The sequence below is a fragment of the Mesorhizobium sp. P171375 genome, from assembly GCF_057786075.1.
Genome location: NZ_JBYNWF010000001.1, coordinates 790,477 through 807,746 on the forward strand (window position 1 = coordinate 790,477; position 17,270 = coordinate 807,746).

At 62.3% G+C, this 17,270-nt stretch carries 12 protein-coding genes; 4 read left to right on the forward strand and 8 right to left on the reverse strand.

Annotated features, from left to right (window positions below; translation table 11 throughout):
* The first annotated feature begins 15 nt into the window (after nt 1-15).
* Nucleotides 16-2,190: an SAM-dependent methyltransferase gene (locus ACYHH6_RS03920; RefSeq protein ID WP_352583233.1), complete on the forward strand. Its 2,175-nt coding sequence runs from the start codon at nt 16-18 to the stop codon at nt 2,188-2,190.
* Nucleotides 2,191-2,365: 175 nt separating this feature from the next.
* Complete coding sequence (locus ACYHH6_RS03925; protein WP_352583231.1) at nt 2,366-3,811, forward strand: adenylate/guanylate cyclase domain-containing protein; 1,446 nt, start codon at nt 2,366-2,368, stop codon at nt 3,809-3,811.
* A gap of 67 nt (nt 3,812-3,878) precedes the next feature.
* Here the strand turns inward: ACYHH6_RS03925 and ACYHH6_RS03930 are convergent, their stop codons facing one another.
* Complete coding sequence (locus tag ACYHH6_RS03930; RefSeq protein WP_352583315.1) at nt 3,879-4,559, reverse strand: redoxin domain-containing protein; 681 nt, start codon at nt 4,557-4,559, stop codon at nt 3,879-3,881.
* Nucleotides 4,560-4,578: 19 nt separating this feature from the next.
* The gene (locus tag ACYHH6_RS03935; RefSeq protein ID WP_352583230.1) at nt 4,579-7,863 is read right to left on the reverse strand and encodes an adenylate/guanylate cyclase domain-containing protein; all 3,285 of its coding nucleotides are present in this window, start codon (nt 7,861-7,863) and stop codon (nt 4,579-4,581) included.
* A 280-nt stretch (nt 7,864-8,143) separates the two neighbouring features.
* Between ACYHH6_RS03935 and ACYHH6_RS03940 the strand changes: the two genes are divergently transcribed.
* The gene (locus ACYHH6_RS03940) at nt 8,144-9,907 is read left to right on the forward strand and encodes an adenylate/guanylate cyclase domain-containing protein (RefSeq protein WP_352583228.1); all 1,764 of its coding nucleotides are present in this window, start codon (nt 8,144-8,146) and stop codon (nt 9,905-9,907) included.
* 16 nt (nt 9,908-9,923) lie between these two features.
* Here ACYHH6_RS03940 and ACYHH6_RS03945 read toward each other — a convergent pair whose 3' ends face one another.
* The 3 genes from ACYHH6_RS03945 to ACYHH6_RS03955 all read right to left on the reverse strand — a co-directional run bounded on the left by ACYHH6_RS03945 (nt 9,924) and on the right by ACYHH6_RS03955 (nt 12,717).
* Complete coding sequence (locus ACYHH6_RS03945; protein ID WP_352583226.1) at nt 9,924-11,303, reverse strand: hypothetical protein; 1,380 nt, start codon at nt 11,301-11,303, stop codon at nt 9,924-9,926.
* Entirely contained in the window at nt 11,303-11,818 is a 516-nt protein-coding gene (locus ACYHH6_RS03950; protein WP_352583225.1) for a GNAT family N-acetyltransferase, read from the reverse strand. Before ACYHH6_RS03950 ends, ACYHH6_RS03945 begins: the two co-directional genes overlap by 1 nt.
* A 74-nt stretch (nt 11,819-11,892) precedes the next feature.
* The gene (locus ACYHH6_RS03955; protein ID WP_352583223.1) at nt 11,893-12,717 is read right to left on the reverse strand and encodes a hypothetical protein; all 825 of its coding nucleotides are present in this window, start codon (nt 12,715-12,717) and stop codon (nt 11,893-11,895) included.
* A 201-nt stretch (nt 12,718-12,918) separates the two neighbouring features.
* Between ACYHH6_RS03955 and ACYHH6_RS03960 the strand changes: the two genes are divergently transcribed.
* A complete protein-coding gene (locus tag ACYHH6_RS03960) occupies nt 12,919-14,334 on the forward strand; it encodes an adenylate/guanylate cyclase domain-containing protein (protein WP_112560170.1) in 1,416 nt (471 codons plus the stop codon).
* Nucleotides 14,335-14,467: 133 nt separating this feature from the next.
* On the opposite strand, the gene ACYHH6_RS03965 is transcribed toward ACYHH6_RS03960, so the two are convergent.
* The 3 genes from ACYHH6_RS03965 to ACYHH6_RS03975 form a co-directional block, all read right to left on the reverse strand.
* The gene (locus ACYHH6_RS03965) at nt 14,468-14,947 is read right to left on the reverse strand and encodes a class I SAM-dependent methyltransferase (protein WP_192258786.1); all 480 of its coding nucleotides are present in this window, start codon (nt 14,945-14,947) and stop codon (nt 14,468-14,470) included.
* Nucleotides 14,948-15,092: 145 nt separating this feature from the next.
* Nucleotides 15,093-16,274 carry an ABC transporter permease gene (locus tag ACYHH6_RS03970; protein WP_112560172.1) on the reverse strand — a complete coding sequence of 394 codons (1,182 nt, stop codon included), beginning with the start codon at nt 16,272-16,274 and terminating at the stop codon, nt 15,093-15,095.
* Nucleotides 16,271-17,269: an ABC transporter permease gene (locus ACYHH6_RS03975; RefSeq protein ID WP_192258788.1), complete on the reverse strand. Its 999-nt coding sequence runs from the start codon at nt 17,267-17,269 to the stop codon at nt 16,271-16,273. Before ACYHH6_RS03975 ends, ACYHH6_RS03970 begins: the two co-directional genes overlap by 4 nt.
* Between the last annotated feature and the right edge of the window lies 1 nt (nt 17,270).

The window sequence follows — 17,270 nt, forward strand, 5'->3', positions numbered from 1 at the left end:
CGTGGGTAAGACGGCGTGGCGCATAATTCCTTGGTTTCCAGTTCGGCGAACGGCGGCACCGCTGCCGAAGCACTCGCGTGGCTCGCGTTGCGGAACGCCGCGTCGGATTGCGGCTCAGGTTTGCGCTCGATCGACACGCAGCCCCTGCGCGCGCTCCCGGCAGGACGCAAGTGGGCGGGTGAGATCGCCAGGGTGATCGTCGATGGCCTTGTGGCGGGAAGCCTGTCGGCGCCGGCGCAATTGGCTGCCGGATGGGACAGGTTCGGCGGCGCCATCACCGAGCTGATCGTCGGACTCGGCAAGATCTGGGACAATCCTGCGGCAGCTCGCCGCATCCAGTATCAGCTTGAGCAAATGCTTCTCGACGCCGACGATCTTGCCGTGCCGCGCAGGCTGGCGCGGACGCTTGGAATTCGCGTCGACGCTCGAAACCCGGCCGCAACCGAACTGCCTGAAGGGATCGATCAGATCTACGCCCACCTGATGATGGATGGCCGGATCGAGGCTATCGTACAGTTCGGCGTACTCGGGACAGTGACAAGGGATCATTGGATTGAATTGATCCGGAATGTCGTGCCCGCTGAGCGGCCTGGCCTTGCAGCTGAGGCATTGTCGACCTCAGCGGAACGCGGGCCCGATCCGGACAGCCATTTTGGCAAACTCGCGCAATTGGCCGCGCAAGCGCGGGAGTTGGTTCGGTCGAGCGCCGAACCTGCACAGCCTCCTGCAACGCCACGCCGAGGACGGATCGCGGACAGGAATGATCGCACGGCGTTCTGGAACAGCTATTTCGCGACCGAGGATCCGTGGAAATACGGCTCGCTCTATGAGCAGGAAAAATATCAACGGCAGCTCGAAATTCTGCCCACCGGTCCCATCGGACGGGCGCTTGAGCTGGCCTGCGCGGAGGGCCATTTCACACGGCAGCTGGCGCCGCGCGTGGGCCATTTGACCGCAACCGACATCTCCGCCATAGCCATCGAGCGGGCCCGTGCGCGATGCAGCGATCAGCCGAATGTTGAGTTCGGCGTGCTCGATTTCGCTGCCGACACGTTGCCGGATGAGATGGATCTGATCTTCTGTTCGGAAGTGCTCTACTACCTCGATGACCTCGCCGAGTTGCGGCGCATCGCCAAGAAATTCGCTGCGGCGTTGGCGCCTGGCGGCAGTTTCATCAGCGCACACGCATTCGTGCTGCGTGACAATGTCGAAAAGACGGGCTTCGACTGGAACACATTCGGCGCCCAAGCGATCTCCGAGACGCTGGCAGCGACCGAAGGCCTCGTGCTCGAGCAATCGATCCAGACCGAGCTCTACCGCATAGACCGGTTCCGCCGCCTGTCCCCGGACGATGTGGTGACGGAACCGGTGATCGATCATGTGCCAATCCGCGCGCCCATCGAAATCGGGGTCGCGCGAAACATCGTCTGGGGTGGGGCTCGGGCCTTGCGCCGCGACGTTGCGCGCAGCGAACAGCGCCAACGCATCCCTGTTCTCATGTATCACGGCGTCGCCGATGAAGGTCCGGCCGCGCTCGCCCGTTTTCGGCTTGCGCCCGCCGCATTCGCCAGCCAGATGGCATGGCTGCGCGCCAACGGCTTTCACGCGATCGGGTCCGAGCAGCTGGAAGGGTTTATCGCCAACCGTCAGCCGTTCGCTGGCCGCCCGGTGGTCATCACCTTCGATGACGGCTTCCAGAATTTCGCCGACCACGCCTGGCCGATCTTGCGCGCCAACGACCTGACCGCGGAAGTGTTCCTGGTGACGGACCTGGTGGGTGAAACTGCAGGATGGGACGCTTACAGCGGTCCGCCGGCGCAGCTTATGGGCGCCGGGACGGTGCGACGCCTCGCCGCCGAAGGCGCGTTCTTCGGCAGCCATATGGCGACGCATCGCGCGATCGATGGTCTGTCGAGCGCTGACCTGGCCGCCGAACTCTTGCGCTCTCGCATGTTCATCGAACGGTGGACAGGCCGGCCAAGCACCGCGTTCGCGGCACCCTTCTCTGTCACCGACCGACGCCTCGGCCGGCTGGCCAGGGAGTGCGGCTATCGAGTGGGCTTCGGCCGCAAACACGGGCCGGCGGACCTCGATAGCAATCCCATCGACCTTCCGCGCATCGAGATACGCGGGGACCGCTCGCTCGATGACTTTGTTGCCACTGTCGAGGCCGTGCTCGATGAACGCTGAACGTGTCAGTGTCCCGCCCACAATGCGCAAGATACAATCGACGAGACGCCCCGCAGCGTAAGCGCATAGTCCCGTGCCAGCGCCGCCCTAAGTCCTGAGACACGCGAAGGATTCCATCCATTCGCATCGGGCAGGATTTTTAGTAGGCTGCCGCAGGCAAATTGGGGATTTCGGCGTGATGGTGGTCAACGATCGTCTTCTCGAAGGCAAGATGACCGAGATCGAGCAAGCGCGAGCATGGAGTCCGCGCGTCATCTCAAAATTCGAAACGCTTATCAGGAGCGGCGACGACCAGGCGCTCTATCGCGTCAATCCGCTGGCTTTCGCCCGAGACCGCGCAATCGCCGAGCCTGAAGCAATCGACCTTTTCCTTTACGCGGCCCGCTGCGGCCTGTTCGATATGAGCTGGGATGTGCTCTGTCCCCAGTCCGGGATGGTGCTCGACAGTTTCGGCGCCCTGCGCACGCTGCAGACGCATTACGTCTGTGGCCTGTGCGACGTGTCGGGCGATACCGACCTCGACGACTTCATCGAGGTCTCCTTCTCCGTGTCGCCCCATCTGCGGCGCCTTCCGTTTCACGAACCCCAAACGCTCTCTGTCGAGGATTTTCACTGGAAGCTGCGCTTCGGCAATGACGGGCGGCTGCCCGGGCAGGATGTACGCTTTCTGGATGTTCTGCGAGGCTTCGTGCGCGGCATGACGTTCCTGCCGCCGGGCACCACAACAATGCTGCGCGCTGATCTCGGTCCGGGCTCCCTGTCGGGCGTCAACGTGCAGACACAGGCGGCATTCGCTGTACCCATATCAGGGGATCCGGTGTTGGCGCCGACACTTCTCAAGATCAACTATGACGGCAAGCGTTTCTTGCCGTCGTTGCCGACAGTGCCGCCCGGTCCGGTTGTCATTGAGGTTACGAATACCGGACCCGATCGTGGCGCGTTGCTTCTCATCAACTGGCCGCCCGAGCTTGTCGCGTTGACGACCAAACCGACGCTCGATTTCGACCCATATGTTTCCGGCGGGGCGCTGCTCGCGCGGCAAACCTTCCGCCACCTCTTCCGTTCCGAGCGTGTCGACGAGAAGGAGGGGCTCGGCATCCGGCAGATCACCTTCCTGTTCACGGACCTCAAGGGTTCCACCGCCATGTATGAGCGCCTCGGCGATCTCAACGCCTATGCCCTGGTCCGCGAGCATTTCGCTCTGGTCAACGCGGCGGTTCAGCAACATTCCGGAGCGGTGGTCAAGACTATTGGAGATGCGGTGATGGCAGTATTTTCGCGGCCGTCGGATGCAATCTCGGCCGCACTCCACATCTTTGAAGAAATCGATCGCTTCAACGGCGACCACGACGGGCCGGGGATCATCCTCAAGATCGGTGCCCACTGTGGACCGTCGATTGCCGTGACGCTCAACGACAACCTCGACTATTTCGGCCAGACCGTGAACGTCGCCGCGCGCGTGCAGTCACTGGCGGAAGCCGGACAGCTCTGCATCTCCGAGGCGCTCTATTGCGCGCCCGGCGTGAGTGACCTGCTTGCGGGTCGAAGCGTCGTCGCGTTTGACGCGCCTCTTCGAGGCGTAGAGGGCGATGCAACTGTCTATCGCATCATGCGAGGATAGAACGCGACTGCCTGCCGCAGCCATTGCCTCGGCCCGAGTAACCCGCCTGTTTACCTCGTTCACAAGCCTATTGGGCGACCTGCGACACGGCTGACATCAGTTCCTGCGGGTTTGGCGCGCCAAACATGTATCGCCCACCCTCCGGCACCTCGGTGAAGCTCCAGCGGACGATACCCTGCCGGTCCAGCAGGAACTGACCGACCAATTGTCCGTGTCCCGTTGCGATCATCCGCTCGTCGGCTTCGGTCAGTTCGTAGTGGTCCTTCTTGTCGAGGATTGCGGCGGCCGTCATAGGATCCATGGGACCGGGCAATTCGCCAGGGACGTCGACCCGCATATCCTGTGCCGCTGCCATTGCGACCTTGTACGGCCAGTTCGTCTCGTTCTCGGTGAATTCGAGATTGGGCAGTCCAAAAGCACGATGTGAAGCGCGTTCCGGGTCCGAGGCCGCAAGCAGGTTCGGCATCGGGTGATAACGGAAATAGAGACGCGCCCGTTCGATCGGCGTGTTGACCACCGTCAGGCTCCCCACGCCCCTTTCGCGCAGCTCCGGATCAAGCCGCGCCTGGGCGGCGATGTGGCGCCGGCAAAACGCACAATGCAGACCTCGAAACAGGCCGACCAGCACGGGCTTTTGTCCGCGAAAGTCGTCTAGCGCGATCTTGCCTTCCTGGGTAATGGCGTCGAGGACCACGTTCGGCGCACGGTCGCCCGGCTGAAGCGGCAACAAGTCACTATGCGCGGACATTTCCAACCTCCACCCCCGGCTAGTCGAGAAACGGCAGCACCACAAGCCCTTCCGGGTCGAGCCCGTGCTGGGCGCATATACCCTGCGCCAGGGAAAAGTAGCGTTCGGCCTCGGGCAGATTGTCGAGGTCGAGATTAAGCGTTGCAAGACCATCATAGCACGGAAACAGCAGTTGCGGTTCGCCCGTTTCGCGGGCTACGTCCAGTGCTTCGTGGAACAAGCCAACCGCCAGGTCCGGACGGCCGTTGCACTGGTGGATCTGCCCAAGCACGATCAACGGCACCGCCAGGTGTTCGCGCTGGTCTAGCGCCCGGTCGATCTCGATGGCCTTCTCGGCAGCAGGCACGCCCTCCGTTGGGCAGCGATCCGTGAAAGTACAACAAGCCACCGCCAGATTGACGAGGAGGCGCGCCTGGAAGCCCAGATCACCAATACGGCGCGCCACTTCAAGACCGCGCCGACAGACCTCCATCGCCTTGGCCGGATCGATGGTCGTGTAAAGCACGCCGAGATTGGTGTAGCCGCGGCAGGCCGCGCCCAGCAGACCGGCGGCTTCGGCCAATTCAATGCTGCGCTCGACCTCCCGCACGGCTTCATGGTTTCGCCCAAGGCGAGCCAGCGCAACACCCTTTGTATTGAGTGCCTCGGCGGTCACGAGAGTGGCATCCTCGGGGACATGCTCAGTTGTCAGAGCGCGTAGGCAATCCAGCGCCGCGTCCGCCCATTTTGCCGCGAGCGCGTGATCTCCGCTACGGAATGCCTGTCGGCCACGCTCTTGCCACAGATGCGCCTGCTCGATCGGGGCATCCGCTCCATCGAGGAGCGCCGCCGCTTCGGCATAGCGGGATTCCGCGTTGTCCCGCTTGCCGACGTCCCAGAGCAGTCGACCTATCTTGCGCAAAACGCGCGCCGCAGCGACGCGATCGGCTGACGCGCGGTATGCCTGCAGCACCGTCTCGTAGTGCTGGTGCGCGATCTCGCGGCGGCCTGCCGGGCCGCTCAAATCGGCAATGCGCTCTGCAATTGCCAGTTTGAGCGGTGTTTGTGCCTTCTCGCCCAACGCGGTCAGCGCGCGCTCGTAGAAACGAAGGGCGTCGTCATTGGCGTATATCATGCGAGCGCGATCGCCCGCCGCCTGCAGGTAATGCGCCCCTCTCTCGCGCTCGGCGCTCAGTGCGAAATGGTGACCGAGCACGGTCAAATCCTCGAGCCGTTCCGGCTTGTCGCCGCACAATCGCTCCAAGGCGGCGCCGACCCGCCCGTGGATGTCGGTCCGGCGTTGCAGGAGCAGATTCTGGTAGATCACGTCCTGCAGCAATGTTTGCGTAAAGCGGTAGCTTTGCGACGAGACAGAACCAGATCCGGCAACTTCCTCGATGATTTCCGCATCGCAAAGCAGTTCGCAGCCGGCCTCCAGGCGGCCGGGGTCGGCCGTCACGGCCTTCAGAAGCGTGGCATCGAAGCGTGGGCCGATTACCGCGGCTTCCTGGGCCAACCGGCGCACGTCATGAGGCAGCCGGTCGACGCGAGCAAGCAACATTGCCTGGATCGTGGCGGGGATGCCGGTTGCGACTTCGCCTGCCACGGTCCGCCATTGCTGGCCCTCGCGCGTCAATACACCGCGATCGATAAGGCCACGAACGATCTCCTCGATAAAAAGCGGGTTGCCGCCCGCGCGCTCGAGGATCTGGTCGAGAAGCCCTCCCGCGGAGTTTACCCAGCTCTCACCGAAAAGTGCCGCCACCAGGCTGCGTCCGTCATGGCTGCTGAGCGGCGAAAGCCTGAGCGCTGTGTGACTGACCCGACTTGAGTCGAGCTGGTCGTTGTCCGGCGCCGGACGATGCGTGACCAGCAACATCAACCGCGTGCGTTCGAGCCTGTCCATCACGAAACGCAGTGCCTCGAGCGAGACGGCGTCGGCCCAGTGCAGGTCTTCGACGACAATCAACAGCGGCGACAACGCAAGCCGCCGTTCGATGATTGTGCGGACTGCGTAGAGAATTTGCCGCCGCAGCTGCTCGGGCTCGACATGCTGCAAAGTGGCATCGGGGTCGCCAAGGCCAAGCACATGGTAGAGCAAAGGCATCAGCCGCTTCGCCTCCTCGCCCTGCAGGCCGAGATCGGTCAGCAAGGCTGCGAGCTTGTCCCGCATTTCGTCGCCATTGTCGTTTTGCATCATCCCGGCAGCGCTGCGCACCACTGCGCCCAGGGCGCCGAATGATTGTTCGCCCAGCGGTGAGCACGTGGCCTGCCGCACGGCGACATTGCGAAAACGATCCTCGTCGCCGACGCGGGCGACGAACTCCTTCACCAGCCGCGATTTCCCGATACCGGCTTCTCCGACGAGGCGGACAAGTTGGGCCGAGCCGCCGCATGCCTGGTCAAGGCTCGCCAGCATTCTGTTGAGCTCCGCATCACGGCCTATTATCGGCGCACTGAGGCCGAGCGCCTCGAGCCCACGCGCTGCACGCGGCGCGGCCAGCGGTGCATCCAGTCGATGGACGAGCACACTGCCGGCCTTGCCGCGCAAGACGACATCGCCCAGCGACTCGTAAGAAAAGGCATGCCGGGTCAGCCTGTGCGTGAGCTCACCCACCAGCACCTCACCCGGCGCTGCCAGCGATTGCAGGCGTTGCGCGGTGTTCACCGTGTCGCCGGTCACCGAATAGGATTTGGCGGTGCCGATGCCCAATCCGCCGGTAACGACCGGACCCGTGTTTATGCCGATATGGAGCAACAGAGGCGAACCGGAGCGGGCTGTGCTTTCACCGAGCCGCGCCGTCCGGGCGATCATGTCGAGAGCGGCGCGAAGCGCGCGTTCCGGATCGTCCTCATGCGCGACCGGCGCACCGAACAAGGCGAGCAGTGCATCGCCGATGAATTTGTCGACGAAGCCACCAAAGTTTCGCACCGCCGCCGTCAATTCCTTGAACAGTTCGTTCTGCAGCGCTTGCATGACTTCGGGGTCGAGCTGCTCGCTGAGTGTCGTGAAGCCGCAGAGGTCGGCGAACAGGACCGTTACCGTCCGTCGATCGGCGTCAGAGACGGGAGGCTGCCCTTCCTCGCTTTCGATGTTCGGCGACGGAGTTCGAGAGGGTGGCGCAATGGTCCGGCCTGGTGTCGGAGCAGGCCGTTCAACGGCTTTTGTGGACGCACCGACGCTTGCCCCACATTTCGGACAGAACTCGAAATCGGGTGCGCAGGCGTAGCCGCAACTGGCGCAAGGCACGGGCTGGCGCCGACCACACTTCGGACAGAAGGCGTAGCCGCCCTCAATCTCGAAACCGCAGCCCGAGCAGTCCATAGTCACCTCACCAGAGCATGATGCCGAAAAATGTAAAGCGGTTTTCGGACGACATCATGTTCTATCTCTTTGACCGGGGTGATGACGCGTGACCTCGCCACGCTCGTCACGGCCAGCACAAGGATGAACCGATAGCCGTCAACCGGCAAGCGGCAGCGCAAATGGGCATCCGGGTGGGTTCGGCGGCAGAGCGCTGCCGATATAGGCGGCTAGCCGTTGTTTGCAAAAGTTCCCTCCCAGCCCCCATCTTCCTGTATCGTGGAGATGAGGAGGCGGACGCATGAGCGAGAACCGTAAGCTGGCCGCAATCCTGGCCGCAGATGTGGTCGGATACAGCCGGCTCGCGAGCGCGGACGAAGATCGTACCTTGGCGAGGTTGCGGACGCTGCGCAGCGACCTGATCGATCCGACCATCGCAGTGCACAACGGACGGGTGATCAAGCGCACCGGCGATGGGGCACTGGTCGAGTTCCGCAGTGTGGTGGATGCCGTGCGCTGCGCCGTTGAGGTTCAGAACGGCATGGCTGAGCGCAATGCCGGCGTGCCGCAGGACCGCCGCATCGAGTTCAGGATCGGCATCCATCTGGGGGATGTGGTCGAAGAAAGCGACGGCGACCTGATGGGCGACGGCGTCAACATCGCCTCGCGTCTGGAGGGCGTCGCGGCGCCCGGCGCTATCTGCCTGTCCGAGGATGCCTATCGCCAGGTCAAGGCGAGGCTCGACCTTTCGGTCAGCGATCTCGGCAGCACACAGCTCAAAAACATCGCCGAGCCGATCCGGGTCTATTCGCTGCAAGTCGGGACCAAGGCGGCCGCGACCCCGGAACCCGCGACGAGCCGGCCGGCAACGGCAGCGCCGCCGAATCTGTCGATCGCCGTGCTGCCGTTCGCCAACATGAGCGGTGACGCCGAACAGGACTACTTCGCCGACGGCATCTCCGAAGACATCATCACGGCGCTGTCCAAACTGTCGCAACTCTTCGTCATCGCACGCAATTCGTCGTTCACCTTCAAGGGCCAGAATGTTCATGTGCAGGACGTCGGCGCGAAGCTGGGCGTACGGCATGTGCTTGAGGGCAGCGTACGCAAATCGGGCAACAGGGTGCGCATCACCGCGCAGCTCATCGATGCAATCTCGGGCGGCCATCTGTGGGCGGAGCGGTTCGATCGCGACCTGACCGACATATTCGCCGTGCAGGACGACGTGACGCAGCAGATCGTCGGTGCGCTAGCGCTCAACCTGACTGATGGCGCCCGTCCGCGGCTGGCTCCGGAGCCCCCGCGCAACACGGAGGCGTATGACTGCTTCCTGCGCGGCCGGGAGCTGTGGCACCGGCTGACGAAGGAGACGAACACCGCGGCCCGCGACCTCTTGCAACGTGCCACCGAGCTGGACCCGAACTTTGCCTCTGCCTACGCCTTCCTTGCCCTCACGCACGGCATTGATTACCTGAACAGGTGGGGTGCGTCACCGCCGGAATCGATGGCGCAAGCCGAAGAGGCCGCAACGCGAGCGGTGACGCTGGATGACAACGATCCCTGGGCGCACTGGGCGCTGGCGATAGCCAAGCTGTACACACGACGGCACGATGAGGCCGTCGACGAGGTCGAGCGCGCACTGGCCCTCAATCCGAACTTCGCCGAAGCGCATGTCTGCCGCGGCGAAACGCTGTACTATTCAGGCAGACCCGAGGAGGCCCTCGAGAGTTTCGCCCGGGGAAAGACCTTGAACCCGTACTTTCCGGATGTGGTTCTGCACTTCCAAGCTTTGGCGTTGTTTCAACTGGGAAGGTACGACGAGGCCGTTGACCTCTTGCTGCAACGGCTGGCTCGCAACGCTGCCACCGATGTCTCGCGCGCGCTTCTGGCCGCCAGCTACGGCCATCTGGGCCGCTTGGAGGAGGCTCGCGCGGCATGGCAGGAGGTGCTTCGCGTCAATCCCGACTTTTCGCTGGAATACCGTCGCAAAGTCTTGCCTTACAAGAACCCTGCCGATTTCGAACTCATGGTCGACGGCCTCCGCAAGGCCGGTGTGGTGCAATGATCGGGTAGCGGCCTGCTCAGACGCCAAAGGCCCGGCCGATCTTGCGCCATCGGGCGTTTTCGCGAACCAGTTTCAAGTCGTCGGTCGTCTCCGCAAATGTCCGCAAACGGTATCGCCGGAGCAGATCCGGAAAGAGCGCCCCTTCCGGCAGGCCGGCAAGCTGCTCGCGGACCGAAAGCTTCTCATCGATGACCCGCATGCCCCAGGCATTTTCCCGAACCTGCAGTTCCGCAGCCAGATCGCGCTCCTCAGGAGCGTTTTCATCGAGCGCAGCCAGCAGGATCGAGTGGAAAAGCGCGACATAGCCAATCTGTCTCAGGCCACCCACAACCCGCACCCGCGGCAAAATGGCGAGCACAAGGAACATCAGGAACAAGTTCGGCAAAAGCACGCCGTCCAGCAGCGCCTGCCTGAGATGCAGCCGCTCGAACGGGATGGAAACACCATGCGGCCTGTAGGGCTCGATCAGGCGCCCGTTCTCCAGCACAAGCTTGCGCACGCGCTCTTCGCGAATGCCCCAGAAATAGTCAGTGGCATTGGGCAGGAATCTGCCGAATGAGCCCGATGCGGCCTCTTGCAAGGCATGGTCGAGACGCTGGCGCTTTGCGGGCTCAAAGAGCAGCCTGGAAAGAAGGCTGCCATCATCGTCCAGATGCCGCGCCATGGCGGAAGCGGCGAGCCGATCGTCGATGAAAACCGGCCGGGCCATGCCGGAACGATCCCAATCGGCGACCAGATCCCCGTTGAGTTCTGTCAGCGCATCGGCAGCGGTTGCAAACACCTTGTCCTGGCTGGCGAGCAGTGTACCCAGCCAGCGGCTGGCATCCGTCTCATCGCCCACCGCTTCGAGGGCGCGCTTGTTGAGGGAGACGGGACCGGCCGCGCAGACGCTTTTGCGGCACAGTTTGTGGCGCCCCATGCCAAACAAATTGACCTTGTCGTCGCCGACATCGAGCCATCCCGGTCCCTCCTGGCCGACGGTCTCCATGGTCATCGTCGTTCCCATGAAGCCGAAGAAGGCCGACAGCCCGTTTTCGACCGCGCCGAGCCAGGCAAGCAGCAGGGCATCGAAGGTGATCCGGTCCATCAGAAGCAGGCAGTGCAGGCCGGACTGGATCACTGGTCTGTGCTCGAATTCGTCGAGCGCCTTGCCGACCTCTTCGGGCTGCATGATCGCAGCAAGGCGCTGATGCAGAACGTCGCGCAGGATCGAGCGGGCAGCGATCGACGGGCCTGATGCAGGCCTTGCGACAGGTCGCCACAGATGGCGGGCGTAGTCGGAAACCGGCGCATTCCAGTTCTGCTCGATGTCACGCACCACTTCCGGGCAGAGCAGCGACAGCACGGCCAGAATTTCCGCCGGAGGCGCAGGGGCTGGGGCAAGGATGGCGGTCATCAGAACCGCAGCCGCGCCATGCTCAGGAGGTCGTGGTACTGCCCGTCGGTAAAGCCGGCCTTTACATGTCGGCCTTCGACCTCGAAGCCGTGGCTGGTGTAGAGGCGGATGGCCGGTTCGTTGTCGGCATAAACGGTCAATTCGACCCGCTTCAGGGCGCGCCAGTTGTCGGCCACATCAAGCAGCGCGGCGAGTATGGCAGAGCCTATGCCCTTGCCGACAAAGCCGTCGTCAAGGCCGATGTTGATCTCGCCTATATGCGAACGGCGCGGCGAACCTTGCACGACCAGGCTGCCATGGCCGACCACCTTGCCGTCCATTTCGGCAACGATCCAGGTGGTTTCCGGACCGGACTTGGCGATGCGCCGCTCCACCTGCTCCACCATCTCGAACGGCATCCTGAGCGTGCCCCTGCGGAAGCCCGGCATGTTAAAGATGGCGCAAAGCGCCTCCGCATCGCTTGGCCGTACGGCCCGGAGCTGCGGCTGGATCTTCTCTAGGGATGGCAAGGTCATGGTTTTCCTGGCGAAGGCTATCAGCCCCGCACGATGCACCGGACATCACCTTAAAATCCAGCCGTCTCTGCAGCCTATGATGCCGATTGCGCGCTGAAATACCGGGAAGCGGTGGTGAGTTTGACGCCCCCACTGACGCCGATCCAGCCAAAAAGGGCGAGCCAGCATAATGTCCTGGTCGCCGTCCAGTCGATCCGGTGCACTGCAGCGTCAGTGATGACAAGGCCAAGAATGGCAAGCAGGCCAACCAGAAACTGCGCCAGGCCGAGCACCAGCAGCTCCTCGCGCGGTGCGCTTTTCGAGACGAGATATGCGCCGCCAGCGCCGGCGAGGAAGATGGCGCTGTAGACTTGGGCGTGAAAGGGATCGACCGGCCATGGCCAGGTGCTGCTGACCATCAGGGGAAACAGCAACATGCCGACGCCATAGAGCCCAAGGATCGCCGTTTCTGCCAACATGTAGCCGCGCCATGCGGGGTTCAGGGTCATGCCTTTTGCTGAAGGACGGGCCCTGGAACGCCACAGGAACAGCCCGGATACCGCGGCCGAGGCAAGATAGACCAGGAACCATAGCCAGCTCGCTTTTCGCCCGAAGTTGAAATAGCCGAGATTGATCAACGAAACCGCCGACACGATGACGGTGAAGATGAAGGCCATGACGAGCACCAGCCTGCCGGGCGACCAGCGATTCCAGAACAAGAGCGCCGCCATCACCGCCATTTCGGCGGTGTAGAAGCCGCCGAGGAAGCGGGCACTGAATGGCGTGACAGGCCAGGGCCAGCGCGGCTTGACCAGTGCCGGCGCGAAAAACAGGCCGGCACCTACGATCAGGACGATGATGACCCCTAAGGAGAAAATGCGCAGGGCCGCCGGAAATGGCGGGTTGTCGGATGTCGGCATGGAGAAAGCCCCCAAAATGCATGCCCAATGTAGCATCATAGTGCCGCTTGCGGCCGGTGAAAATCGGCGGACGGAAATTGAACTGTCACAAGGCTTGTCTATTCGAATGGTCGTACGGCCCGTTTCGGCGTAAAATGGCGGACTCGGACCAAGGAGCGGTCCGCCAACCCGCCTCGGGGCGCATTCTCCGGAGCCTGCACGATGAACGAAGCTCAGGATCTGTTCTCGCTTCTGCGGCAATCGACCGATGTCGATCCGCAGGCAATCGACGCGATCCGGCGAACCATCGCGGAAGGCAAGGACCGCGAACTTTGCCGCATCAACGCGCTGGCCTTCGCCAGCAAGCATGGCCTCGACGAGGAACGCGCCATCAGCGCCTTTCTCCATGCGGCGCGGGTGGGCATCTTCGACATTTCCTGGAATGTTCTGTGCCCCGGCTGTGGCGGCGTGCTCGACACCAACGCCACGCTGAAAACGATGCAGAGGGACGAATACACCTGCGCGCTGTGCTCCCAGGGCTATTCGCCGACCCTCGACGAGATGGTCGAGGTGACATTCACCGTCAGCCCCCGCATGCGCAGGATTGCCGCCCACAATCCGCACGAACTGCCGTTGATTGAATACTTCCGCCAGATCTACTGGGCGTCCGGCGCCGATCTGCCGGAAGAGGATTTGGCGGAGAAGATGGAAGCGTTCTGGCTCGAGGATATCGAACTTGCGCCCGGTGAAAAGGCGGTTCTGCCCATACAGCTTCCGTCCGAATTCGTCATCGTCTTCGAGCCGGTTACGCATTCAGCGCAGTTCATCGACGCCAAGGGCGAACCCACAAAGGAGCGCCGAAGCCTTTCCCTGGTTTTCGACCGCGACCATGTCCAGAACCAGACGCTGGAGATGCAACCAGGTCCGCTGCGCATTTCGCTGGAAAACAGGACCGACACCCGCGTGCTGCCGACGGTCTTCATCGCCGGCCATGCCTTGCATGATTTCCTGGGCAAGCGCCGGCCTTTCCTGACCGCCAAGCGCCTGCTCACCAACCAGACGTTCCGCGATCTCTATCGAACGGACACGCTGGACATCAACCAGCGGCTGAAGATCACCAGCCTGACCTTCCTGTTCACCGACCTGCGCGGATCGACCGAGCTTTACGAGCGGGTGGGCGATCTTTCAGCCTTCGATCTCGTGCGCGAGCACTTCCAGGTTCTGCACGAGATCGTCGCGGCGGAGGCAGGCGCGGTTGTGAAGACGATCGGTGATGCGGTGATGGCGACCTTCGCGACGCCAGATCGTGCGATTGCCGCGGCCCTTAGGATGCGCGATGCCATGCGTGCGCTCAATGACAAGAGCGGGCGCGAGGACCTTCTGCTCAAGATCGGAGTCCATGCCGGGCCCTGCATCGCCGTGTCCATGAACGAGCGGCAGGACTATTTCGGCCAGACGGTCAACATAGCTTCACGGGTCCAGAACCTTGCCAAGGCACAGGCGATCTTCGCCACGCGTGCGGTGATCGACGACAATCTCACCGCCGATCTGTTGCAAAGGAAGGCGCTGACGCCCGTGCCTCATGAGGTCTCGCTGCGCGGCATTGAGCGGGAGATAGCAGTCTATACGATCCCTTGAAGACTTGGTCCCTAAAGCAATTCCCAGGAAAAGTGTGAGCGGTTTTCCGTCCGGGAATTGCGAAAAGCAAAGAGATAGAGCGGTTCGCCGTTTCCGTGAAACGGTGAAACGCTCTAAAGACCCGTCTCCACCCTCACACGCGCTTGCAGAGAAAATAACGATCGGCGGGCTCCGAAGTCGGCGCCGGCAGGCGTTGCAGCTGCGGGTGATCGAGCGGCGTGCCACTCACCGCGAAGCCGCCGACGCGAAGCATGCCCGCAATCAGATCGGGAAGCCAGGTGGCAGTCACTGCATCGCGATCTTCATAGCCGGTGCCGATGTCGGCATGGACAAGAGCGGCGTCGATGCCAATGAATCTCCTCGCCGTCTCGCGTATATCGCCGAGCACGAGATTTTCAGCGTCGGGAATTGAGCTGGCGTGTGCGCCAACTTCGCGGTCGAACACCACGATCCGGCGTCCGGGCAGGCGCTCGCGCAGATGGTGGAACGTCCGGCCATTGCCGAGGCCGAGCTCGAACACAAGCCCCTCCATCTTCGCCACCTCGGGGCAGATTTGATTGAGAATGTCGCGCTGTGCGGTCATCCTGCTGATGAAATTATCGAGGCGACTCATATGCGATTGTATGTCCTGAACCAGCAGCCCCGATCGAGGCTTGCCGCATATAGAGGCGAATGACGAACCCTGCAACAACCGCATAGGCTGCCGACAAGGATCATACCGGGTGGAATAGGCGGCCCGCCGCCGCGCAACTGCGATGTCACTTGTAGGGGTCTGCGGCGTCCCGCAAGCCGTCGCCGAGGAAGTTGAACGCCATGATGACGAGAATGACGGGGAGCATCGGCAAAAGCAGCCATGGATAGAACGCGATCACGCTGACGCTGCGCGCCTCGGTGAGCAGGATGCCCCAGCTGGTTATCGGCGCCCTCAGGCCGAGCCCGAGGAAGCTCAGCGCCGTCTCGCCCAGGATCATGCCGGGTATGGACAGCGTCGCCGTCGCGATCAGATGCGACATGAAGCCGGGAATGAGATGCCGCCGGATGATGCGGCTGCTCCCGGCGCCCATCAATTGCGCGGCCAGAACGTAATCCTCCTCGCGCAAGGCCAGAAGCTTTGAACGCACCGCACGCGCCAGTCCGGTCCAGTCGAGCAACCCGAGGATGACGGTGATGCCAAAATAGATCAGGATTGGACTCCAGGTTATCGGCATGATCGCCGCCAGAGCCAGCCATAGCGGAATGCTGGGGATCGATTGCAGAACTTCGATTATCCGTTGAACGATCAGGTCGAAGATACCGCCGTGGTAGCCGGCCAGCCCTCCGATGACGATGCCGAGCAGGAAGCTGAAACTGATACCGACGAGGCCGATTGTCAGAGAAATGCGTGCGCCATAGATCATGCGCGAGAGCACATCGCGCCCCAGCCTGTCAGTGCCGGCCAGAAAGAGCTGGCCGTTTTCGACCGGGCAGACAAAATGCCTGTCACCTTCGATCAGGCCCCAGAACTGGTAACTGTCGCCCTTGCAGAAGAAACGGAGCCGCTGAACATCATCCTGTTTGTCGATGTAGTTCCGCTTGAGCGTGTCCATGTCCAGCATCATCTGGCGGCCATAGACGAACGGCCCGATGAACTCGCCATTGTGGAACAGGTGCACCTGCTGCGGCGGCGAATAGATGTAGTCCATGTTGCGCGTGTGCAAATTGTAGGGCGCCAGGAACTCGCAGATCAGTATCCCGAAATACAGCACCGCCAGGAAGATGCCGGATACAAGGGCAAGCCGGTGCTTGCGGAATTTCCACCACATCAGCCGCAACTGCGATGCCTGAAAGACCTTCGACTGCTCCGGCGTCATCGCCTCGACCGACTGCAGGTCAAAGGGCTCGATGGAAATGTAGTGCTGCAGTGGAGCACCCGGAGCGGGCAGCGGGGATTGCGTGTTCATTTGGTGCTGCCGCCCTGCAAACGAATTCGTGGATCAAGCATCGCCAGCGCCAGGTCGGAAATCAGCACGCCGATGACCGTCAGGAAGGCGAGAAACATCAGGAACGACCCTGCCAGATACATATCCTGGCTTTGCAGCGCCTTGATCAGCATCGGCCCGGTCGTTTCCAATGACAGCACGATCGCCGTGATTTCGGCGCCGGAGATGATGGCCGGCAGGATGGAGCCGATGTCGGAAATGAAGAAATTGAGCGCCATGCGCAGCGGATATTTGACCAGTGCCCTGAACGGATGAAGGCCTTTGGCGCGCGCGGTCACGACATATTGCTTGTGTAGCTCATCGAGCAGATTGGCGCGCAGCCGCCGGATCATGCTTGCCGTGCCCCCGGTGCCGATGATCAAGACCGGGATCCAGAGATGGGCGAGGATCGACTTCGCCTTGGCCCAGCTCATCGGCTCGCCGAGATATTGCTGGTCCATGAGGTGGCCGATGGACGTGCCGAACCAGATGTTGGCGAAGTACATCAGGATCAGCGCCAGCATGAAATTCGGAATGGCAAGGCCGAGAAGGCCGAAGAAAGTCAGGCCGTAGTCGCCCCAGCTGTATTGATGCGTGGCGGAGTACATGCCGATCGGAAAGGCAATGAGCCAGGTGAAGATGATCGTGACGAAGGAAACCAGCACGGTCAGCCACATTCGGTCCCCGACGACGTCGCGAACCGGCAGCTCATATTCGAAGGAATAGCCGAAATCGCCGTGTAGCATCCCGCCGACCCAGTAGAAGTAGCGAATGACCGGCGGCTGGTCGAAACCATATTCCTTGCGCATCATCTCGATGCGATCGGAATCCACCGCTTCGCCCTGGGCCCGAAGCTCGGCGACATAGCTGTCGAAATAGTCGCCCGGCGGAAGTTCGATGATCGTGAACACCAGTGCCGATATGACCAGCAGCGTTGGAACCATCACGGCGATGCGCCAGACAAGATATCGAAGCACG

Bases quoted from the DNA above. Each gene is read 5' to 3' on its own strand.
- ACYHH6_RS03930 (WP_352583315.1), bottom strand. From the start codon at position 4,559: ATGTCCGCGCATAGTGACTTGTTGCCGCTTCAGCCGGGCGACCGTGCG.
- ACYHH6_RS03965 (WP_192258786.1), bottom strand. From the start codon at position 14,947: ATGAGTCGCCTCGATAATTTCATCAGCAGGATGACCGCACAGCGCGAC.
- ACYHH6_RS03945 (WP_352583226.1), bottom strand. From the start codon at position 11,303: ATGACCGCCATCCTTGCCCCAGCCCCTGCGCCTCCGGCGGAAATTCTG.
- ACYHH6_RS03950 (WP_352583225.1), bottom strand. From the start codon at position 11,818: ATGACCTTGCCATCCCTAGAGAAGATCCAGCCGCAGCTCCGGGCCGTA.
- ACYHH6_RS03955 (WP_352583223.1), bottom strand. From the start codon at position 12,717: ATGCCGACATCCGACAACCCGCCATTTCCGGCGGCCCTGCGCATTTTC.
- ACYHH6_RS03960 (WP_112560170.1), top strand. From the start codon at position 12,919: ATGAACGAAGCTCAGGATCTGTTCTCGCTTCTGCGGCAATCGACCGAT.
- ACYHH6_RS03940 (WP_352583228.1), top strand. From the start codon at position 8,144: ATGAGCGAGAACCGTAAGCTGGCCGCAATCCTGGCCGCAGATGTGGTC.
- ACYHH6_RS03970 (WP_112560172.1), bottom strand. From the start codon at position 16,274: ATGAACACGCAATCCCCGCTGCCCGCTCCGGGTGCTCCACTGCAGCAC.
- ACYHH6_RS03935 (WP_352583230.1), bottom strand. From the start codon at position 7,863: ATGGACTGCTCGGGCTGCGGTTTCGAGATTGAGGGCGGCTACGCCTTC.